Source organism: Microcoleus sp. D2_18a_D3, from assembly GCF_036702455.1.
Classification (GTDB): Bacteria; Cyanobacteriota; Cyanobacteriia; order Cyanobacteriales; family Microcoleaceae; genus Microcoleus.
On the sequence record NZ_JAUBTK010000076.1, the window covers coordinates 16,722 to 37,950 of the forward strand.

Consider the following 21,229-nt stretch of genomic DNA (forward strand, 5'->3'; position numbering starts at 1 on the left):
ACAGGCAAGCTGATACAAGAATTTAAAGGACATCAAGGTTGGGTATCGAGTGTCAGTTTTAGTCCTGACGGCAAATACATCGCTACGGCATCAGAGGACAAAACAGCAAGGTTGTGGGATATCACAGGCAAGCTGATACAAGAATTTAAAGGACATCAAGGTTGGGTATCGAGTGTCAGTTTTAGTCCTGACGGCAAATACATCGCTACGGCATCAGAGGACAAAACAGCAAGGTTGTGGGATGTCACAAGCAAGCTGATACCAGAATTCAAAGGACATCAAGAGGCGCTAAGGAGTGCCAGTTTTAGTCCCGATAGCAAATATATCGCTACGGCATCAGATGACAAAACATCAAGGTTATGGGATTTAGCAAAAGGTAAGCTGATACAAGAATTTAAAGGGCATCAAGGCGGGGTATTGAGTGTCAGTTTTAGTCCAGACGGAAAATACATCGCTACGGCATCAAATGATAGAACAGCAATGTTGTGGGATTTAAAAGGCAAACTGATACAAAAATTTAAAGGACATCAAGATTGGGTAAGGAGTGTCAGTTTTAGTCCAGATGGTAAATACATTGCTACGGCATCAAATGATAGAACAGCAATGTTGTGGGATTTAAAAGGCAAGCTGATACAAAAATTTAAAGGACATCAAGATGAGGTTAGGAGTGTCAGTTTTAGTCCTGACGGCAAATACATCGCTACGGCATCATGGGACAAAACAGCAAGGTTATGGGATTTAAAAACAGGCAAGCTGATACACGAATTTAAAGGACATCAAGATTGGGTAAGGAGTGTCAGTTTTAGTCCCAACGGCAAATACATCGCTACAGCATCATTGGACAAAACAGCCCGGTTGTGGGATTTAACAGGTAAGCTGATACAAGAATTTAAAGGACATCAAGATGAGGTTAGGAGTGTCAGTTTTAGTCCTGACGGCAAATATATCGCTACGGCATCAAGCGACAAAACAGTAAGGTTGTGGGATTTAACAGGTAAGCTGATACAAGAATTTAAAGGACATCAAGATTGGGTATCGAGTGTCAGTTTTAGTCCTGACGGAAAATACATCGTTACAGCATCAGGTGACAAAACAGCAAGGTTGTGGCGAATTAAAAGTTTAGATGAGATGCTGGTGCAAGGCTGCGATTGGCTGCACGACTATTTGCAGAATAATGCTGAGGAAAGCGATAAACACGTTTGTGATGGGATTGGTGCTCAGAAAAAATGATTAGCCAATAAGTCGGTAGGTGCAAATAAACCTGACCGTGTAACAGAATGTAAAGCGATCGCAACTTTTGCAATTGCTGCGTTTCACCCGCAATGACAGATTTACCGCATGGAGCTCAGAAACCGGGTTTTTTACGAAAATATTTCGTTGCAGCCCGCAGATTCGGTAAAAAACCCGATTTCTTTGGTCTGGCGTAAGTCCTGACTTAACAGAATTCTGGCAACCAAACCAGCTAATCTTCCGGAATCCCGCTCTAGCAGCGGCCAAATGTGCTAACGTACAATCAAAAATCCCCCAATTTCAACTATCGCGAGACAGATAACCGTGTTCGCTCAAGCACCTCCAACTCCCAAGTACAAATGGTTTAGCTGCATTTCTAGGACTGTTTTCACCGCATTGTGCCTGTTGCCCATTTTCAGCGCTGCGGCATACGCCCAAACTCCCCAAAATAGACCCATCAAAATCGGCGTGGTGCAGCGGTTTGGTACCAAAGCAACCGACAAACTGACGCTGAAAGCATTACCGGGCGACAGCTTAACTTTGCGTTACAAAACTCCTCAAGGCATAGAAACCAAAACGGCTGCTAGCGTCAAGTTAGAAATAGCCCCGAAACCTCTGGAATCGCCCTTAGTAGAAGAACGAGTTGTTCTGAGCTCCCACCGCAGTTTCGAGAGTGCGGAAGACAGCGCCAATCAGTGGCGCGCCCAGGGAATTGAAGTAGAAATTGCTCAACCTTTTCGCTGGCAAGTTTGGGCGAAAAGAGATGTTTATAACTCTCCTTTGGTGCGGCGCTGGCTGTTGCAAAGTTTGCAAGCTCAAGGGAACACAACAGCTTTTTTGGATTCCAAAGTTTTTAAACAAGTACCCCAGGCATTTTGGGTTTTAAACGGCTTTCGCTTCAACCGCAATGAGTTGGATGTGACGGCGGGGAAAAATGTGATTGAGGTATTGGAACAAACCACCCAAGAGGCGACAGCTACTGAACCCGAAAAAGCTATTCAACAAACTCGCCGTTATGGCGGCAGTTTGCACCTGCAAAAAAATTCTTACGGCACTTATACTTTGGTAAATAAAGTGCTGACCGAAACTTATTTGCGGGGTGTTGTTCCTCACGAAATTGGGGCTTTTTCGCCTTACGCTGCGATTGTCGCTCAAACTATTTTAGCGAGAACCTACGCCCTGAGAAATTTGCGCCGGTTTGCTGTGGATAATTATGAGTTGTGCGCTGATGTGAACTGCCAAGTTTATCACGGTTTGACCGAGGTTTACCCGCAAAGTGATAAGGCGATCGCCCAAACGAGCGGTTTGGTGCTAACTTACGAAAATCAGCTAGTAGACGCGCTTTATTCCGCGTCTAGCGGCGGCGTGACAGCCTCTTTTAACGATGTGTGGCAGGGCGCGGAACGTCCATATTTGCGATCGATCGTCGATTCCCCTAACAATGTCTGGGATTTGTCCAAGCAGAGTTTGTCTGACGAAAACAACTTCCGCCGCTTTATCAGTTTGGAAAAAGGGTTTAATGAGGAAAAACAAGACACGTTTCGGTGGCGCGAACCCGCTTCTTTGACGGCGATTGGTGGTTTCCTCAAACAGTATCTTCAGAAAAAACAGCACCCGCTGGCTAATTTTAAAACTGTCACTCAAGTGGAAGTGGTGGAAAGGTCGGCCGCAGGTCGAGTTTTGAAAATGAAGGTTCAAACTGACTTGGGCCCGATTGATATCGACAAAGACGAGATTCGCAATGCTTTTTACCCCCCGATTAGCACGCTTTTTTACCTAGAACCAATTTACAATCCCGACAAAACTCTCAACGGTTATGCTTTTGTGGGAGGCGGTTTCGGACACGGGGTGGGAATGAGTCAGACTGGTTCTTACAATTTGGCTAATTTGGGCTGGAACGGATCTCAAATTCTGAGCTTTTATTTTCCCGGCGCTCAAGTTGTGCCACTCAGCGATAACATTACATTTTGGCGCGAATAGTTTATAAGAGTCGGAGTCGGCGATTGAAATCGCCACTACACAAACAAAGTCCGCCTTCGCGGACTAAACATTAGCCGTAAAACTTTTAGATTTTAGACTTTGGATTTTAGATTGGTTTCACAATTAATCTAAAATCGGCCATCTAAAATCTAAAATTATTTGGTCAGCTATCTGCTCAAACAGCTAGGAATTCATAGCTAGGAGTGACAGACTGCTGGCGGCTTTGTTGCAATGTTAGACACAGAAACCCGGTTTCTTAACATAATTGCGCTATTTCAGCTTAATTCTGGAAACGAGAAACCGGGTTTCTTAGGGTATCACGCAGAGCGTCCTTTCTTAGTAGAGCGATTCTTCTTGGTGAGTTTCGATCGTACAGTCAGACTTGGGATAGGCGACGCAGGTGAGGACAAATCCGGCCTCGATTTGGTCGTCGTCCAAGAAAGATTGGTCGGATTGGTCAATTTCGCCTTTGGTGATTTTGCCGGCGCAGGTGGAGCAAGCTCCAGCGCGGCAAGAGTAGGGGAGGTCGAGTCCTGCTTCTTCAGCAGCATCAAGAATGTAAGTATCGTCATCAACGTCAATGGTCTGGTTAATTCCTTCGGCTTCGCTGATGAGGGTAACTTTGTAAGTCGCCATGCACTAATCCTCTCAAAAATTCAACAAGATCTATAATTTTTCCTAATGCAACCTTCAAGGCTCTATTAGCTTTGAGGTTAGGTCTTAGGTTTGTTCCCTCTATGATAGTAGGGGAAAGAAGCAAGGTTGCAACACTTATTTACAAAAAATTTGAATGGGATTAGTTATAACTTTTTCTAATTTCATCTTTATTACTTATACCTATCTTGGGTTCAGCCTTGTGATACTGTTGCCGCAAGACTTGCGCTAAATAATCCGGTTTGTAGGAAAAATCCTGTTTTGAGCCCTACAGCACAAAAACCGGGTTGTTGGTATGCGGTGTGTCGATCGAGTTTCAGCAAGACTTGCTGCAAGGCAAGTCCCAGCAGGCGGTGGAATGTATAGTGAGATCGCATCCAGACTTGGGTGTTGAAGGCTCGATCGAATAAATCGCACCACAACCACAGCTTAAAATGGGGGCGATAGAACCCTAAACCCCTGCAGCGCAACTCTGTAACTATCTAAAATCTTAAATCTCAAATCCCATGACTAATATTGATACTCGCTTTGGTTTTTCGGTTAATTCTCCAATTCGCGTGGGGATCGTGGGTACTGGTTTTGCCGCTAAGTTGAGGGCCGAGACAATTCAAGCTGATGGGCGATCGCACTTGGTAGCGGTTGCGGGCCACAGCCCGGAGAAAACCGCAGCATTTTGTCAAGGGTTCGGGGCAGAAGCTGCGGTTTCTTGGCGCAAGCTGGTAGAAAGAGACGATTTAGATTTGGTGATTGTCTGTACGGTGAATCGCGATCACGGGGCGATCGTCCTGGCGGCACTGGAAAATGACAAGCACGTTGTGGTGGAATATCCTCTATCTTTAGACGTATCTGAAGCAGAAAGGGCGATCGAACTTGCGGCCCAAAAGCAAAAACTCCTCCACATCGAACACATCGAACTGTTAGGCGGTTTGCACTCCTCAATCAAAGAATCTTTGCCCTTAATCGGTAAAGTTTTTTACGCCCGCTACATTACTATGACTCCTCAACATCCAGCGCCGCAGCGGTGGACTTATCAACATTCCCTCTTTGGCTTTCCGTTAGTTGGTGCAATTTCGCGACTGCACCGATTTACTGATTTGTTCGGGGAAGTGGCAAGCGTTAACTGTCAAGCTCAATTTTGGGACAGTCAGCCGGATTTCTACAAAGCTTGTTTGTGCAATGCACAGTTGCGCTTTGCCAATGGCGTTGTCGCTGAAGCTGTTTATGGAAAAGGAGAGACTTTTTGGCAGTCGGAAAACATTTTTACCATCTACGGAGAAGCAGGAACGCTGGTTTTTACTCCCGAATCCGGTCAATTAATTCAGGGAGAAAATCGGCGCAACCTCAAAGTAGGAACGCGACGCGGTTTGTTTGCCAAAGACACCGATATGGTGTTGGAATATTTGTCAAACGGTACGCCTTTGTACGTGGATAAGGCTAGTAGCTTGTACGCTTTGAGGGTGGCAGATGCTGCGAGGCGATCGAGCGAAACTAGGCAAACTATCGCACTTATAAATTAGTAAAAAGCTAGCGAACATAAGGTTATTTAATTTGGGTAAAAATCCAATATGACTGAGATGTTGCACCCTGATCAATTACCTCTTTAGGAACGGGCCATAAAGGTTGTTCCACAAGAAAATTTCTTCTTTGTGGAAGAGGCCCGAAAGCGTTTTATTGAGAAGGGTGCAAGATGTGAGATACAGCGGTTTCCGCTGTTATGAGGTACAATAAAATATCCTTGTTGTACTCAAACCTAATGAAAGCCTATTCTCTCGATATCCGGCCAAAAATAGTGAAGACTCATTTGGCAGAAAAGATGTCAAGCGAGGAAAGTAGCTACTAGATTTGGGGTCAGTAAAAGTTTAGTCCAAAAACTGGTGAATCTTCAAACAACCGAGGGTAATTTACAGCCGAAACAGAGAGGCAAACCGCAATTGAGTCATCTGACAAATGCCCAACCATTCGTCAAAGCACTGGTGGCCAAGCATCCAGATGCCACTTGGGTAGAGTTGTGTGAATTATTAGCTCATCAGACTGGAAATTGGGTGAGCAGAACGGCCAGGTGTCGGTATTTGCAGAAGTTAGGATTAAACCGTAAAAAAAAACATGGTATAGTAGCCACGCCGCGACTATTGAGTCCAAAAATTAAGAGTAGAATATTGGGAAACGATCAAACATATTGAGCCATAAAACCTGGTATTTTTGGATGAAACTGGGATTCTACGCTCGTTTAGCCAGAACTCAGGCCGGTTCGCAACCGGGGACAAGAGTATCCTTATTAAAACCATTTTATAGAGACGCAAAGATTACAGCTATAGGTGCAATTAGTATCAACAAAGTGCGGGCAGTAATAACAATAAATGATTCAATGGATGGAGCAGCATTTCCCGTATTTATTGATAAATTTTTGTGTCCTGAATTATGGGCAGGAGCAGTAGTAGTGAAGCATAATTTGCCCGCTGATAAACTAGCATCAATTGTACCAATGATTGAAGCTGTAGGCGGGAGTTTTATTTGTTTATCTCCTGACTATCGCCTATTTTAGCCCTATTGAACTATGGTGGTCACAACTCCAATCTTTTTTGCGGAGATTCGCTCCAACTAACGCATCTATGATTGATAGAATAATAGCAGTTACCCTCAATTTAATAAATCCTCAACATTTAATAAATTGGGAAAGCTAGCTGTTGCTATTGAGCCTCATAACAGCGGGAAGCGCTGTATCTGGATGACACATTAGTGCGGTTTAGTCTAGTGTCCGGTGAGTAAAGAAAGCGATCGCCCAAACAAATCCTTTTTTAGGTAAAATGACAGCGATCGCCTATTTCTTCCCCATAGTTTCTCCCAGTTAATTTAGGCAGACCAAGCTTCGCGAAAGTCACCATAGAGGGTCAATCCACCATCAATATAGAGCGTTTGTCCCGTAATGTAAGCCGCTTCATCTGATGCGAGAAAGGCAACAGATGCCGCCATTTCCTCCGATGTGCCGGCCCGTCCCATTGGGATATGGCTTTCCACTACTGCCTTTTGTTCTGGATTGTCAGTCCAGCTTTCATTAATCGGTGTAATTGTTGCACCGGGCGCAATAGCATTGACGCGGATGCCTCGGTTTGCGTATTCCAACGCTAGGGTTTTAGTGAGATTTCCCATGCCGCCTTTGCTGATGGAATAGCTAATATACATCGGGCGGGGAATGATTTCATGCACACTCGAAATATTGATAATCACCCCAGGGCGCTGCTGCTCTAACAGATGCTTAATGGTTTCCCGCGCACAGAGATATGCACCTCGCAAATTGACGGCAATTATGCGATCGAATTCATCGGTTGGCACTTCATGGGATGCGCTTTCTGTTTGAATCCCAGCATTATTAATCAGGATATCCAGACTACCAAATTTATCAATGACAGTATTCACCATACGAAGAATGTCGTCTTCTTTGGAGACATCTCCCTGAACTAATAGCGTTTCAACCCCGCATTCCGATGCTTGTCCACAGGCTTTTTGCAGAGCTATTTCTTCAGTATCTTCTGCCTCTTCTAAGCTTTTGCGATAGTTAACGGCAATGTTGCAACCTTCTTGAGCGAGACGAATGGCGATCGCCTGCCCAATGCCTGAACTCGCTCCAGTAATGAGTGCGTTTTTTCCCTTTAAACCTTTCATAATTTCTCTCCCAGAGATTCAAAAAAAAATGTTGTAATCGAAACCTCAAGCCAACTAGCTTCAACATCAACCAGAAGGTTGTTCTGTCTTTTCCCCACGCATTTCATCAATATCGAGGAGGCTGATTATTACGCCTGCGATCGGGCTCGACAGAAAAACTCTGACCAATCCAGCGACTCGCGGCCCCACTAATAGCGCAATGAACATAATGACTGGATTTATATTAATGGAGCCTTGCAGAATAGGGGGCATGAGTAACTTTTCTTCAACCTGCTGTAAGACAATGTAACCCCCTAAAACTTTCAAGCTGAGCAGAATTCCTTGAAACAGAATAATCAGGCAGATGAGGCTAATCCCAATCGTTGCGCCAATACCGGGAATCAGGTCAAATGCGCCTGCCACTGCTGCCATGAGCCGTGCATAGGGAATATCCAGCAAAATAAACACCACAAAGGTAGAAATGCCCAAGAAGATTGATAACAGCAACCGACACCAAAGAAACCCAGAAAATTCTTTTGAATTGCCCTGGTCAAATCATCGCGTAAGCCGGATGGAAAGAGCCTCACGATTAGATTCGATAGTAGTTTACGATCTAGCAGCATAAAGAAGCCAACCACCGCAATCACAATCACATCTAGCAAGTTGAATAACACATTTTGCTGTGTGGAAAAACCCATGCCCATGATGCCGAGGGCTTGTTCGCGCAGTTGTGTCTCAAAGGTGCTGAAATCGACTGTAATATTGCGCTTTTGCAGAAACGATTGGAGTGTTTGCAACAGTGCGATCGCCCACTCTAAAAATTGAGGAGTCTGTTCCCATAACTGCTGTGCTTGGGAAATGATAGCTAATCCTAACGTTGCCCTTAACCCACCTAGAATCAACAAGGCAAGTAAAAACACCAGCACAACCGCTACCTAACGAGGGATGAAACGAGATACAAATTTGACTGGGTAGTTCAGCACAAAGGCGAGAAGGGCTGCAAAAATAGAAACAATCAGAACCGTTTCAAAATATGCCAACACCTGCACGATCGCCCAGCCAAGCGTCCATAGTAACAGGTAGCGAATGAGTGGAGCATTGTTCAGGTGTTGGCACATCCGATTGGTGTTAATTTTTGGATTGTCCATTACAGCCTGTCAACCTCTCCACCGTTCCTCATCCGCCTGATTAAAGGTTTGCTATACCTTATTGATTTGATTTATGCTTACCTAATTATTGAAGTTTCCCTACAATCAGACCGACAAGCACAATCAGACCTAATGCTCTACGAAAGTAATTAACACCTTGAAATAATTCTTCCCAAGCCCAAGTAAACAAAGAGCCAAAGGCTACTAGCTCCAACCCTAAATTAATTTTACCTGTTGTAACAATGAGCGTTAATAAACTAGCTACAATCCCGACACTCAGTGGTAGATTTGGCATCTGAGCTATAACAATTTGGCCTTCGCTATCGCGGAATGTGCGATCGAACAATGTGTTTTCCATGAGTTTATCGTGTCAATGTAATAAATAGAACCAGGTTAACATTCAATAGTGCGGGTCTTTTTGGGGACGATACTACAAGCTTTAGAGGGCAAGGATCATAAAAAAGTCGAATTAAATGCAAGTCAGGAGTGGAGATGACATTGATTTAATTATCCACAGTGGCTCAAAATCCTAGAAAATTAGCCATTGGGCCATAGACAAACTGTCGGCAGTATTGAACCGTGAAATATGGGATTTATCCTGGAGCAAGTTTTTTTTGATTCCCTATCATGAATTTATTCTGCTTGTTTTCCCCATCCTTATAAAAAGTTTTTGTTTGAGTGGTTAGAGGGTATTTTTATAGTAAATTTCAAAAATTTAAACATCATCTCTCGCTTGGAAGAGTTTAGAGTAAAAGGTTATCTATAATTGGACAGACATCACCGTTTCTCTACTATCGCATCGAGAGCGATCGACCTCATGCTCAAATCAAAGTTCAGCAATTCACAGGTCTCAACCTTTTCGTGAAGCAGGCTTGAACCTCTGTTGGCAGTGCAGTAATTTCTGTTTCCACAGCTTGAATTGATTTTGTACCCGCTATTTCTGCTCGATCGCTCTCAGCATCCTGACGCACAAAAAATGTTGCCAGCGTTGCTGTCAAATAACCGCATACGCGATCGCACACAACGCCAGCAAAAAACAAAGCACCCGCCCTTGGGGTGTCTTCGGGAAGTAATCAGAGCCGATCGTGCTCATCAACATTCCCGTCAACCACAGCACAGTGCCATAGTCATTAATGCCACCAGTACCATTAGGAAGTTCGCGCTCAAACGCATTAATGCCAGCCGCGCCAATTAGAGTGACGATCGCTATCAGTTCAGAACCCGCATTTTGAAGCTAGTCCAGGCTTCAGGTGATTCAGCACACGCACCATACAACCGCTATATTTAAGCCGTCAAGATAGTAAAAAAGTCCTACTTATTTACCATTTTTTTGACGAAATGGATCGAAACCAGCCACTTCTGCCAGCGTATAAAGCGGGCGGCCCTTCACCTCCTCGTAAATACGGCCTATATACTGGCCCAAAATCCCAATACTCACCAACTGCACAGCACCCAAAAAGAAAACCGCCATCATCACAATTGTCAAACCCGTTAAGGCAGAACTTGGATAAAAAAGCCGCCAATACAAAATCAAAAAAGCCATTAACACAGATATAAATGCAGCAAATAACCCCATATAAATCGAAAGTCGGAGGGGAACTTTTGAAAAAGATACTAAACCATTCATCGCCAAACTTAAAGATTTTCTGAAGGTATACTTAACCTCGCCTGCAAAGCGCGGATCACGTTCAAACTTAACCGCCGTTTGTTTAAAACCAATCCAAGCGCGCAGTCCCCGAATGTAGCGGTTGCGTTCAGGCATCGCATTGAGTACGTCCACCACACACCTATCCATCAAACAAAAATCTCCGGTATCTATCGGAATATCAACATCAGCAAGATGGCGCAAAATGCGATAATACATATAAGCCGGCAACCGCTTAAACCAACCTTCTTGACGGCGTTGAGTGCGTTGAGCGTAAACAACTTGATAGCCCTGCCGCCACTGTTCTACCATATCTATAATTAGCTCTGGCGGGTCTTGCAAATCGCCGTCCATGATTACTACAACTTGACCTCTAGAAAAGTTTAAACCTGCAGTTACAGCTATTTGATGACCGAAATTGCGGGCCAAACTGAGGTAACAAATTCGCGAGTCTTTTTCGTGCAATTCTCGCAAAAGTTCGAGAGAGCGATCGCGGCTACCATCATTGATTAAAATTAATTCTACTGCGCCGTCCATTCGAGCCATCACGGCACTAATTCGCCGATAAAGTTCAGCGAGATTTTCTTCTTCGTTATAGATAGGAATTACCAAAGAATACTTAGGCGTATCGTTCATTGCAGTTTCTGTTTAAAAATCGGCTTTTCAACCGTTAAATCAAAAGTTTCTTTTTCCCCAAACACGCTGGCTGCTTCACGAGAGAGGTTCGGCACGTAATTTCGCTCATTGAGCCAGACAACAGCAGCCCACAACATAGCCGCGTACCAAAACTTATCTATTTTCTTAAATCCGAAAAATAAAAGATACCATAAGACTGACGCACAGCGAAAATATTTGTTATCATAGATGTTTAGTCAGACTATAAAAATTACAATCATAACCCATCGATTCAAAATTGCATGACAAATTCTAATGATCTTTGGCAAGCAAATCAAGACTTAAGCGAAGCTTGTCTGCAACATCCCTTTGTCAGAGGCATTGCTGACGGCAGCCTCCCCCAAAATAGTTTTGCATATTACGTTGCACAAGACGCATTTTTTCTGGGAGCATTCGCGCGCGCTTACAGTATCGCTGCGGCAAAAGCACCCGACTGGGAGGGGTTTGAAATTCTCCACAATCTCGGCAGCGGTGTTTTAGAAGAACTTCGGTTGCATCAAGGATATGCAGACAAATGGGGTGTAAATTTGCAAGAGGCAAAACCGGGAATTACTACCCGCCGCTACACAGATTTTTTATTAGCGACAGCCTGGGGAAGCGGTGTCGGTTTGACAGTAGCCGCGATGACTCCTTGCTTGCGGTTGTATGCTTTTTTGGGACAGCAGCTAGCTAAACCTAATATACCGGAACACGCCTTTAGCGACTGGATTTCCACCTATAGCAGCCCTGATTTTGAGATTTTAGCAAAACGGCTGGAAAGTTTGGTCGATCGCTACGCCGAAGCTACGCCGGAAGTAGAAGCAACCTATCACTACGCCATGTTGTGCGAAAGAGACTTTTTTCAGGCAGCTTGGGAAATAGAGTAAATTAAGTCTGGGCAAAAGATATTAAGAGCGATCGCCCCTAAGCTACCCACAGCCAACTAGCAAATCTCACGGAAAAGCGCAGCAGATATATACCAAACAATCCCATCAACCCGTAACCCCAACGAGGCCTATCCGCCAATAACAAGCCAACACCTATTGACAGCGGCACAATACCGTAAGCGTAGCGCTCTACCGAGTGTAAAGCTCCCGAAGTAACCAGCAGGGCCAAAGAGCAAAAACCGAAGCAAATGATTGTAATGCTCAACCTTTTTCGTAAATACCACAACAAAAAGCCACCGCCAAAAACCATCCCAACTTTAGTAGCACCGTACAAGCTGAAACTGGACAAGTCCTTAAATATCTCCCACCAAGTAGGCTGAGGCCAGGTTTTTTGGATGTGAATAAATGCTAAAGGCTCTGCGAAATTAATAGCACAGTATAAAATAAATGAAAAAAACCCGATCGCGCTAGCAAAACCAGCAGCATAAGCGAGGGGAGGTCTTTTTTCCCTCCAAGCTGTCAGCAAAAAAGTAGGTATCAGGGCTACTCCTGGCCCTCTAGTAGCAGTCGTCAAAGCTCCCCAAAAAGCCGCCCAAATATACTCGCCTCTTTCAAAAGCTCGTAAAGCCGATGCTGTCAGGAACAAAAACAATCCTTCTGTGTATATGACAGTGCAAAATAGTGAGAACGGACACCAAGCTAGCACAGCAGTTGCCCACTTTGCTGCACCAGCATCGTATCGCTCCTCCACCCAAAAGTAGACCACGGCTAAGGCACCCAGAAAGGCCAAACTATTGATGAGTACCCCTGCTACTTCCACTTGCATTCCCAGAGTCGTCAACCCACGCATCAGCAAAGGAAACAGGGGATAAAAAGCCACAGAATGGTGCTGCCCGTCATCTGCATAGCTGTAGCCTAAATTAGCGATTTGGACGTACCATTTACCGTCCCAGTGCGAAAACAGTTCCCAGCCACTTTTGGGAAGGAAGCCACTGACAAAACCCAGAGGAGTCCAATCCTCTGGCGGGAGGGAGACTAAAGGAGCAATTATCTGCATCCCGATCGCAATTATCGATCGGCTCAGAAACCACATAGCAATTACAAAAATTAACCCGTCCCTGCTTTTGGATCGCTCAGGGCGCGGAATTACTTCTAGCCCTAAATCAGTATTTGTCATGGCTAAAACCCCGCAAGACTGTAGATTTAAAGTTAAAGTATAGTCCGCTGCCGAGCGATCGCCAAATATATACGTAAGTAAAGCGGTACTGCTAATTTTAACGTCCGAGTTTATTGGGAATCCCTTCGCAGCCACCGGGAATAGTCTCTCTCGACTTCGAGCCACACCAAGCGCAGCAGTAATAGCGCTGCTCCTCCGACAGCCGCTTGACAGCGGTGAAATCAGCGCGTTCAACCACAGCGCCGGTATGTTCGCCCGTTTGATAGTTGGGAAATTCGGTACGACTGCGGGGGGATGCAGTTTGTGCCGAGCCGTAGAATAATGCGGCGGCTCTCATGTCGGCGCGAGCGAGATTGGCGTCGTACAAGACAGCGCGCGAGAGGTTGGCTTTCACTAAATCGCACTTGCTGAGATTGGCGCGGACGAGGTTGGCTTCGCTCAAATCCGTCCACCGCAAATCGGTGCCAGCCAGGTCAGCACCCGCTAACATGACATTGAGATCGATAACGCGGATACCGTGCTCTCTATCTTCAGCGTAGCCGCCGTCGCCGTCAAAGATGGGGCGGCCTAAAAGCCGATCGCGCTTCAGAGGAGTAACCAATCTCGACTGAGACAAAAACCGCAAAATTTTAGCCTTACCTTCAGCATCTACACTGCTCATAATCGCAGCAGTGCGCCCTTCTGCGATCGCCCTTTCCTGCGGCCAGTCTTCCAAAAACCCTTGTTCGTCAAGGGCTAAGTCGGAAACCCCTTGAAAATAAGCATCGATCGTTTGCTGCTGCGTAATTCGATTTTGCTGAATCGTCAAATCTTTCGAGATCACGTACTGCCGCCAAGCCACGTAAACGCCCAAAATAGCGATCAAAATTTGGCCCAAAGCGCCGATCAACTCGCCTAGAGCGCCGATAGCGTCCCAGTTGATTTGGATGTTGCGGCTTCCCGGTTCAGTATTACTACCGCTGAGCATCAGCAAGCCAACAATCCCAGCTAAAAGCCCGAAGCAGGCGACGATCAGAGTGCGCCAAGTCGGCGGAATTACCTGCGCCCAGATTTTGCCCCAACTCGGCCACATCAGCCGCAGCGATACGCCGATCGCACCGACAGCGCCAATTAAGCCCAGCCAAATGTTGTCATTGGCGAGCCCAAAAATCATCGCTGCGATCAACCCCAGCGTCAGCACCGCCCCCGACTTCTCAGCAGTCGTTTGTTCCGGTTGCTGGGGCAGAAAAACCTTGCGAGTTGGAGGCGGTGGCACCGGTTTTTCGGGTTCAGCAGTAGCGACGATTGTCCCTGATTCTGGTGGCACAGTAGGGTTCGCACCGTTCTGACTTTCTACAGTCACGTTAGATTCAGGGCGATTGGGTTGAGAAGAGTTGTTTTCTGGTGTCATGCGTTGAGGCAAATTCTAATTTTAGCCGATCACTAAAACGATTTTAACTAACCTAGCAGTATTCTAGATAATATTACAATATAAATCTCCACTAATTACACTCAAAGAGGTAACATGATATGACACTGGTGCTGCCCAATCTGCAAGGCAAACAAATGGGTCAAGTTCTTACAACAATCACCGTAACGAATCGCATCGATCAAGTCCTAGCTGAGCGGGGGTTCATTCCTGCGGGTGAAATTCGTTCATTAACTCTCGATAAAGTTTTAGTAGATACCGGAGCCACTCTGCTTGCCTTACCAGCTTTCATTATCAGCCAGTTGGGTTTAAGCCAGCTTGGAGAAACCAATGTAGAAACTGCTGCGGGAATCAGAAAAGGGCGGATTTTTCAAGATATTATGCTGGAAGTTGAAGGGCGACAAGCAGTGTTTGACTGCCTTGAAATGCCCGAAGGAGTTGATGCGATTTGGCTGGGCGTGATTCCGATGGAAAGGCTAGGCTTAGAACCAGATTTAAAAAATCAACGGCTGCGAGTATTGCCGATGAATGAAGAACAAACATATCTGATGGTTTAATATTCGAGCGGACGAAACAGCCCAAAGATGTACCATAAAATCCACTCAAAGAGGTAACATAATTATGACACTCGTACTCCCCAATCTGCAAGAAAAACAAAGGGGTCAAGTTGTTACAACAATCACCGTCACGAATCGCATCGATCTAGTTATGGCTGAACGGGGATTCATTTCTGCTGAGGAAGTTCGCTCTGTTACCCTCAATAACGTTGTTGTCGATACCGGAGCAACTCTGCTTTCCTTGCCAGCTCCCCTTATTAGCCAACTCGGTTTAAAACAAGTAGGAGAAAGAGATGTAGAAACATCGGCTGGCATCAAAAAATGTCGAATTTTTGCAGGCGCTCAAATTATTGTAGAGGGGAGAGAAGGCAGATTTGATTGTTTAGAATTGCCCGAAGGCGTTTCTGCTGTTTTGTTGGGCGTGATTCCAATGGAAGAACTAGGATTAGAACCAGATTTGAAAAATCAACGGCTGCGAGTATTGCCGATGAACAATCAGCAAACATATCTGATGGGTTAGTTGATCGGCGTTTACCGCACCACAAACCTCTGGCCTGTGATTCCTCTCATGTCCAGTCAATCGATTTTAGATTTTAGATTTTAGATTTTAGATTTTAGAATTGAAGCATTGACCCGACGGATAAATTCGGGGGGCAAGTTTCTCGGATACAGATTTTTTATTTCTCCACGGCTGAATTCGGGGGCTTGTATCGTGGATGCTTTCGGTCGATTAGCCGCAATCAAAAATGTTTGTAGTGAGGACTAAAATCCTGATAAAAAATTGAGGAATAAATTCCTCATTATCAAGTAATTTTCTGTATTTATGAGATGTTATATATTATTAACGGCGGGAAAAATAAATAGACCCAAAAACCCATTTTTTAGGTATATGTAAGTTTTTTGGCCTACATCTAGCGAGCAGAATAAGCCTTGAGCAAATACACGCCAACCGTCGCAAACATCAAAACAATTATTCCTAGAAGTACCTCCATACTCAACCTTTGAGCATTGCCCAAAGCGACAAGAATTTGCTGCCGCACCACAAACGCCAACAGCCAGCAAATCTCCGCCTTCAGCCAAACCAAAAGGCCTCGCCCCAACAGATATTGCCGGTGAGCGTTCTCAGAAGTAATCCGTACCGGATAATTAAAAGTATGCGGATAGCGCGATATCGCAGTTAAAACCGCAAAAATAATCGCAGCAACCGTCGGCACGATCCAAATCGTCACCTTGTCGCCCCAAGCATCAGCCAGCCCCCCTAAGCCGAAATGAATCGGAATTCGATCAGGCAAAACGGCCCAAAACTTGACGATGAGCAAAACAGCCAGCAAAATCGCGATCGCACCTAAAAGCTCTACCGCCACTAAAACAGGCGAAAGCCCCAGAGAAATAACCGGCCGTTGGTTTGGTGTGTTTCCAGTCATGGCTACTGAAAATTAGATTAATATTGAAAATAATAGTATTGGTTCCAATTTCATCCCCCAACAGCTTTCGTTGGGGGTTTCCAAACATCCCGCGAGGTTCTATGACGGCTCAGGTCTTGATTGAAAAGAAAAAGTTAGAAAAACCGCCCCTAACAATACACACATTAGGCGATCGCGTCCTGCGGCAGCCAGCTAAGCGCGTCAAAAGCGTCGATGCAGAAATTCGGCAGCTAGTCCGAGAAATGCTGCAAACCATGTACAGTGCGGATGGCATCGGTTTGGCAGCCCCCCAAGTCGGAGTCCACAAACAAGTAATTGTCCTCGACTGTGACCCGGAAAACCCCGCCACACCCCCAATTGTTTTGATCAACCCCACCATCAAAAGTAGCAGCGGCGATATCTGCATCTTGCAAGAAGGGTGTTTGAGCATTCCGGGAGTTTATTTAGAAGTCAAACGCCCAGAAGTCATTGAAGTCTCCTACCGCGACGAATACGGCCGCCCACAAACCCTGATAGCAACAGACTTACTGTCGAGGGCAATTCAGCACGAAATGGATCACCTCAACGGAGTGCTGTTTGTAGACAGAGTAGAAAACAAGCTCGCACTAAATGAAGCATTAGTCAAGCATAAATTTTCCCCAAAGGCAGTAAAATCAGTATGATGGCAGGAACTCCGAAAAGTGGTTTACTCTTAGCTCTTTCGTGCATCACTGCGATCGCGGCAGTTGGCTCCATCTTTGAGCTGTCATCGGGAGAAGCTCAACTTGGCAATTTAGTCACGGGCATCATCCTCGCCCTGAGCGTACCGCTAACTGGCATATTTTTCTATGCAGCCGTTCAGGATGCCAGGGCAAATCTATAAGCAGAGTGATTAGTCATTAGTCATTAGTCAGCAGTTATTAGTAATTAGTAATTAGTAATTAGTCAGCAGCTAACAACCAATAACTGTGGAATAAAGACTGCTCAAAAATAACATCAGCTAACAGCTCGCGAGCTCATGACCAATGACTAATGACTAATGACTAATGACTTATAACTCATGACTAATGAAATCGGATTTCTGCGACAAGTGCCAGCAAAAGACGCTCTGGGAACCCCAGTATCCAAGTACCAACTTTCTGAAGAAGGGGAATGGGTCATCGGACGCGATCGCAATTGTCAAATAACCTTAGAGTCGATCGCCCACGGCATGGTTTCCCGTCGCCACGCCATGATCCGTCCCCTAACTCAGGGTACTTTGACGAGATGGGAAATTTGCGACCTCAACAGCGCTAACGGAACTTATATCAACGGAAAAAAGCTCTCTGGCTGCCAAACTTTAGAAACAGGCGATCGCATCAGTCTCGGCCTTGATGGCCCTGAATTTATATTTGAATCTCCCGTAACCCCTTACCAAAATCAACCCGGATTAAGAGCACCACAAACGGGCAATTTTGCTGGTAGCGAAAAAGACGCTCTCACTTTAACTCAATTATTCCCGATCGCCTCCACTGGCAAACAATTAAGCCAAAAAGCTTACTTATATCCAGGTATCGCCACAGTTATTGTTGTCGTGTCGATGTTTGTCGCCGTTGGAAATTCTGCTGCATTCAACTTGCTGCTGTCAGCTTACCTCGCCGGTGCGGCTTACTACTTTATCTATCAACTATGCGGCAAACACAAGCCTTGGTGGGTATTGCTTGGTTCGGCTTTAGCTACAGTCCTGATTCTGAGCAGCCCCTTATTAATTGGATTTATATTCGTATTTAGAGAAATTTTGCCCGGCCGCCTGCCAATCGAAGGCGAAACAATCAGTTTTTTGCCTTTTTTGACCAGAATGTTTTTCGGGGCGGGTCTGATGGAAGAATTGCTGAAAGCCCTGCCCGTTTTGGGAGCCATGTTGCTGGGAAATTGGCTGAAAAATCCCTGGCGCGATCGAATCGGTGTTTGGGAACCTTTAGACGGAATTCTGTTAGGAAGTGCCTCGGCAGTCGGGTTTACACTGTTAGAAACACTGGGGCAGTACGTTCCCAATGTCATCCAAAATGTCACCCTGCAAGCAGGGCCAGACGCCGGACAATTAGTAGGATTGCAGTTGCTAATTCCCCGCATTTTGGGTTCCGCCGCCGGACATATGGCTTACAGCGGCTATTTGGGATATTTTATCGGTTTGAGCGCCCTCAAACCTAGGAAGCGCTGGCAAATTTTGGGCGTAGGTTATTTCAGCGCTTCCGCACTTCACGCTTTGTGGAATGCGTCGGGAGCCGCCAGCGTACTTTTGCTGGCGTTGGTGGGAGTTTTGTCCTATGCGTTTTTGGTAGCTGCGATTTTGAAAGCCAGAGCTCTGTCTCCGAATCGAGAGCAAAATTTTGCAACTCGAATATTTTATGAAAAGTGACTGCTGAGTGCTTAATGGTTGAGGTGCGATCGCACTTCAAACTGCCATTTTTTTCTTGTGTTTTAACCAGGTTAAACCTGCCAATGCTAAAGCTGTACCCCCAACGGTGAGAGGTTCGGGAACGGGTTCGGCTGCTGTATCCACTAGGGTGTAAGAAACATCAGAGGATCCCCACCCTCTAGAGTATGGAATATAGCTATCGACGATGAGCAATCCATCGTCTATATATGATTGATAGTTCATGTATCTGTACACAGTCTCGTGACTCCACGAGAAATATCTCAATCCCATAGACCAAGATTCGTAGCTCTCATACACCCAGTAAAAAGGCCCTCCTGGTTCGTCTGGAGGACTGATATATTCATTCATCATACTGTAGCCGCCACTTGCATACAGTCCGCGAAAAACTCCTTGCTCAAAAGAAGCTGTAGCCCCTGCCAAATTGTAATCTTTTTCCCATCGTTCCAATCTTCCCTCCGAAACGGCAATTTCTTCAATTCCTATTCCTGTAAGCGAGGAGTTATTCAACTTAAAAAAGCCGCTAGCTGTACTACCATTGTCCACATCGAAATTGTAGGTAAGTACGGCGGCTTGTACTTTGTCAACTTCTACCAATGACACGGCAGAAAACAAACTTAAAATTGTGCTAGCGATCGCACTTCCTAATCTGGGCCTGTGTTTTTGACTCATTGTTTTTTATTAAGCTTTACGTAAGTCTAGTGTATTTGAGCGAGCGATCGCCCGTAATTATCCCCATTCTTAAAGTAAATTTTTTTGAAGTCAAAGATTGCCGAATGTAAATAACCGAACTAATACGGATGCGTCACCTGTTGTATTTGTATAATTTATGACTTTCACTATTACTTTTGAACACAAACTAGAAAAATGTTTGATCGTAATCGCCAAATATTCCGACGGGTTTGTGTTGTGGCGATGCAGCAGGCGATCGTCCCGCTCTGTATACAGATTTAACAATTTTTGTCAATACGTAATTTCAACACATTGTACCCCTGTATTCTGCCCTTGTGTATGAGTAACTACTGCTTAATTGCCTGATGCGATAATCGCAACTGAACTTAGAAATTCTTCACAAATAGTTTGACTGTGGTACTATCTGGATGGCTGTGAGTAGCTGAGGGAAGCCAAGGGGCTTGATTCCTGTGGTGGTGGAGGAGAATCCAGGAGTGCTAGATAGGATGTCATTGGGATACGCAAACGTTTTCGCCCAGCGAAGTCAACCCGAACCCCTCCGCATTGGGGTGATTGGGGTTGGCAATATGGGCCAGCATCACACGCGAGTTCTGAGCTTGCTAAAAGATATCGAACTCGTGGGTGTTGCAGACATAAATGTAGAGCGGGGAATAGATGTAGCAAGCAAATACCGGGTTCGCTTCTTTGAAGACTACCGAGATTTGCTCGCCCACGTAGATGCAGTTTGCGTCGCCGTTCCAACTCGCCTGCATCACCCTGTGGGGATGTCTTGTCTCCAAGCGGGTGTTCACGTTTTAATTGAAAAGCCGATCGCGGCTAGCATTGCCGAAGCCGAATCTTTGGTCAACGCGGCTGCTGAGGCCCACCGGATTTTACAAGTGGGTCACATCGAGCGCTTCAATCCAGCTTTTCAGGAACTTGGCAAAGTGCTGAAAACTGAAGAGTTACTGGCATTGGAAGCTCACCGGATGAGTCCCTATTCCCAGCGGGCTAACGACGTATCGGTAGTTTTGGATTTAATGATCCACGACATCGACTTGCTTTTGGAATTGGCAGATTCCCAAGTGGTGAAGCTGACGGCCAGCGGCAGCAGGGCCTCAGATTCAGGTTATTTAGACTACGTGACAGCGACGTTGAACTTTGCTAACGGCATTGTCGCCACCCTGACTGCCAGTAAGGTGACGCACCGCAAACTCCGTTCAATCGTGGCTCACTGCAAAAATTCTCTAACAGAGGCAGATTTTCTCAACAACGAAATCTTGATTCACCGACAAACAACCGCCAATTACGTGACGGATTACGGTCAGGTGCTTTACCGTCAAGATGGGTTGATCGAGAAAGTTTACACCAGCAATATTGAACCGCTCCACGCAGAATTGGAGCATTTTATTAATTGCGTGCGGGGTGGAAATCAGCCTTCTGTGGGAGGAGAACAAGCTCTCAAAGCTCTGCGGCTTGCGAGTTCGATCGAGCAAATGGCTCTCGACGGTCAAGCTTGGTATCCGAAAGAGCTAGAGTCTACTTTGCAAGTTAGCTAAATCGAGACAAATCGTGTCGTTTCCGGGTGCTTTTACAGTTTGGGTTGGTTGTTCGTTGAAGAGGGTAACTGTTCCCATGCAACCGGATTCGATGTCAGTCGATTTGAGATTGGACAATTCGGCGTCAGGAACCCCATAGCTAAAGCTAGGGGCTTATAGACTGTCCGGCTCTTCGAGCGGGATGGAACAAGCCAAACCTG

Annotated in this window: 25 protein-coding genes; 11 read left to right on the top strand and 14 right to left on the bottom strand. The window is 45.5% G+C overall.

Annotated features, from left to right (window positions below; genetic code table 11):
* A partial coding sequence (locus QUB06_RS26670) for a WD40 repeat domain-containing protein (protein ID WP_333437838.1) occupies positions 1-1,230 on the top strand: 1,230 nt, incomplete at its 5' end.
* Between the two features lie 324 nt (positions 1,231-1,554).
* Positions 1,555-3,210 carry a SpoIID/LytB domain-containing protein gene (locus QUB06_RS26675; protein WP_333437839.1) on the top strand — a complete coding sequence of 552 codons (1,656 nt, stop codon included), beginning with the start codon at positions 1,555-1,557 and terminating at the stop codon, positions 3,208-3,210.
* Positions 3,211-3,546: 336 nt separating this feature from the next.
* Here QUB06_RS26675 and QUB06_RS26680 read toward each other — a convergent pair whose 3' ends face one another.
* Positions 3,547-3,846: a ferredoxin gene (locus QUB06_RS26680; RefSeq protein WP_106149950.1), complete on the bottom strand. Its 300-nt coding sequence runs from the start codon at positions 3,844-3,846 to the stop codon at positions 3,547-3,549.
* Between the two features lie 524 nt (positions 3,847-4,370).
* Between QUB06_RS26680 and QUB06_RS26685 the strand changes: the two genes are divergently transcribed.
* Both QUB06_RS26685 and QUB06_RS26690 read left to right on the top strand, forming a co-directional pair.
* On the top strand, positions 4,371-5,381 hold the full coding sequence (locus QUB06_RS26685; RefSeq protein WP_333437840.1) for a Gfo/Idh/MocA family oxidoreductase: 1,011 nt from the start codon (positions 4,371-4,373) through the stop codon (positions 5,379-5,381).
* Between the two features lie 686 nt (positions 5,382-6,067).
* On the top strand, positions 6,068-6,406 hold the full coding sequence (locus QUB06_RS26690; RefSeq protein WP_333437841.1) for a transposase: 339 nt from the start codon (positions 6,068-6,070) through the stop codon (positions 6,404-6,406).
* A 308-nt stretch (positions 6,407-6,714) separates the two neighbouring features.
* Here the strand turns inward: QUB06_RS26690 and QUB06_RS26695 are convergent, their stop codons facing one another.
* The 9 genes from QUB06_RS26695 to QUB06_RS26735 form a co-directional block, all read right to left on the bottom strand.
* Positions 6,715-7,524 carry a glucose 1-dehydrogenase gene (locus QUB06_RS26695; protein ID WP_333287742.1) on the bottom strand — a complete coding sequence of 270 codons (810 nt, stop codon included), beginning with the start codon at positions 7,522-7,524 and terminating at the stop codon, positions 6,715-6,717.
* A gap of 66 nt (positions 7,525-7,590) precedes the next feature.
* The gene (locus tag QUB06_RS26700) at positions 7,591-8,010 is read right to left on the bottom strand and encodes an AI-2E family transporter (protein ID WP_333437842.1); all 420 of its coding nucleotides are present in this window, start codon (positions 8,008-8,010) and stop codon (positions 7,591-7,593) included.
* Positions 7,905-8,429, bottom strand: coding sequence for an AI-2E family transporter (locus QUB06_RS26705; protein WP_333437843.1), 525 nt, complete (start codon positions 8,427-8,429; stop codon positions 7,905-7,907). The genes QUB06_RS26700 and QUB06_RS26705 overlap by 106 nt, the downstream gene beginning before the upstream one ends.
* 9 nt (positions 8,430-8,438) lie before the next feature.
* Positions 8,439-8,651 carry a hypothetical protein gene (locus QUB06_RS26710; protein WP_333437844.1) on the bottom strand — a complete coding sequence of 71 codons (213 nt, stop codon included), beginning with the start codon at positions 8,649-8,651 and terminating at the stop codon, positions 8,439-8,441.
* Between the two features lie 85 nt (positions 8,652-8,736).
* Positions 8,737-9,009: a hypothetical protein gene (locus QUB06_RS26715; protein ID WP_333314354.1), complete on the bottom strand. Its 273-nt coding sequence runs from the start codon at positions 9,007-9,009 to the stop codon at positions 8,737-8,739.
* Positions 9,010-9,484: 475 nt separating this feature from the next.
* Positions 9,485-9,691, bottom strand: coding sequence for a hypothetical protein (locus tag QUB06_RS26720; protein ID WP_333437845.1), 207 nt, complete (start codon positions 9,689-9,691; stop codon positions 9,485-9,487).
* On the bottom strand, positions 9,646-9,864 hold the full coding sequence (locus tag QUB06_RS26725; protein WP_333437857.1) for an ion channel: 219 nt from the start codon (positions 9,862-9,864) through the stop codon (positions 9,646-9,648). The genes QUB06_RS26720 and QUB06_RS26725 overlap by 46 nt, the downstream gene beginning before the upstream one ends.
* Positions 9,865-9,966: 102 nt before the next feature.
* Positions 9,967-10,932: a glycosyltransferase family 2 protein gene (locus QUB06_RS26730; protein ID WP_333437846.1), complete on the bottom strand. Its 966-nt coding sequence runs from the start codon at positions 10,930-10,932 to the stop codon at positions 9,967-9,969.
* Positions 10,929-11,069, bottom strand: a complete 141-nt coding sequence (locus QUB06_RS26735; RefSeq protein ID WP_333437847.1) for a hypothetical protein — start codon at positions 11,067-11,069, stop codon at positions 10,929-10,931. Before QUB06_RS26735 ends, QUB06_RS26730 begins: the two co-directional genes overlap by 4 nt.
* A 144-nt stretch (positions 11,070-11,213) precedes the next feature.
* Here QUB06_RS26735 and QUB06_RS26740 point away from each other — a divergent pair, with 144 nt between their 5' ends.
* Positions 11,214-11,837 (top strand): TenA family protein, encoded by a 624-nt coding sequence (locus QUB06_RS26740; protein ID WP_333437848.1) that lies wholly within the window; start codon positions 11,214-11,216, stop codon positions 11,835-11,837.
* 37 nt (positions 11,838-11,874) lie between these two features.
* Here the strand turns inward: QUB06_RS26740 and QUB06_RS26745 are convergent, their stop codons facing one another.
* Positions 11,875-13,014, bottom strand: coding sequence for a mannosyltransferase family protein (locus QUB06_RS26745; RefSeq protein WP_333437849.1), 1,140 nt, complete (start codon positions 13,012-13,014; stop codon positions 11,875-11,877).
* A 97-nt stretch (positions 13,015-13,111) separates the two neighbouring features.
* Positions 13,112-14,404 (bottom strand): pentapeptide repeat-containing protein, encoded by a 1,293-nt coding sequence (locus tag QUB06_RS26750; RefSeq protein ID WP_333287760.1) that lies wholly within the window; start codon positions 14,402-14,404, stop codon positions 13,112-13,114.
* A gap of 119 nt (positions 14,405-14,523) precedes the next feature.
* Between QUB06_RS26750 and QUB06_RS26755 the strand changes: the two genes are divergently transcribed.
* Positions 14,524-14,979, top strand: a complete 456-nt coding sequence (locus tag QUB06_RS26755; protein WP_333437850.1) for an aspartyl protease — start codon at positions 14,524-14,526, stop codon at positions 14,977-14,979.
* Between the two features lie 64 nt (positions 14,980-15,043).
* Positions 15,044-15,499 carry an aspartyl protease gene (locus QUB06_RS26760; protein WP_333437851.1) on the top strand — a complete coding sequence of 152 codons (456 nt, stop codon included), beginning with the start codon at positions 15,044-15,046 and terminating at the stop codon, positions 15,497-15,499.
* Positions 15,500-15,890: 391 nt separating this feature from the next.
* Here QUB06_RS26760 and QUB06_RS26765 read toward each other — a convergent pair whose 3' ends face one another.
* A complete protein-coding gene (locus tag QUB06_RS26765; protein WP_333437852.1) occupies positions 15,891-16,403 on the bottom strand; it encodes a DUF1648 domain-containing protein in 513 nt (170 codons plus the stop codon).
* A gap of 101 nt (positions 16,404-16,504) precedes the next feature.
* Here QUB06_RS26765 and def point away from each other — a divergent pair, with 101 nt between their 5' ends.
* The 3 genes from def (at position 16,505) to QUB06_RS26780 (ending at position 18,780) form a co-directional block, all read left to right on the top strand.
* Positions 16,505-17,065, top strand: coding sequence for a peptide deformylase (gene def, locus QUB06_RS26770; RefSeq protein ID WP_333437853.1), 561 nt, complete (start codon positions 16,505-16,507; stop codon positions 17,063-17,065).
* A complete protein-coding gene (locus tag QUB06_RS26775) occupies positions 17,065-17,265 on the top strand; it encodes a hypothetical protein (protein WP_199292547.1) in 201 nt (66 codons plus the stop codon). Before def ends, QUB06_RS26775 begins: the two co-directional genes overlap by 1 nt.
* Positions 17,266-17,442: 177 nt before the next feature.
* Positions 17,443-18,780 (top strand): PrsW family glutamic-type intramembrane protease, encoded by a 1,338-nt coding sequence (locus QUB06_RS26780; protein WP_333437854.1) that lies wholly within the window; start codon positions 17,443-17,445, stop codon positions 18,778-18,780.
* Between the two features lie 36 nt (positions 18,781-18,816).
* Here QUB06_RS26780 and QUB06_RS26785 read toward each other — a convergent pair whose 3' ends face one another.
* Positions 18,817-19,470 (bottom strand): PEP-CTERM sorting domain-containing protein, encoded by a 654-nt coding sequence (locus QUB06_RS26785; RefSeq protein WP_333437855.1) that lies wholly within the window; start codon positions 19,468-19,470, stop codon positions 18,817-18,819.
* Between the two features lie 506 nt (positions 19,471-19,976).
* Here QUB06_RS26785 and QUB06_RS26790 point away from each other — a divergent pair.
* Entirely contained in the window at positions 19,977-21,029 is a 1,053-nt protein-coding gene (locus QUB06_RS26790; protein WP_015178266.1) for a Gfo/Idh/MocA family protein, read from the top strand.
* Positions 21,030-21,229: the final 200 nt, after the last annotated feature.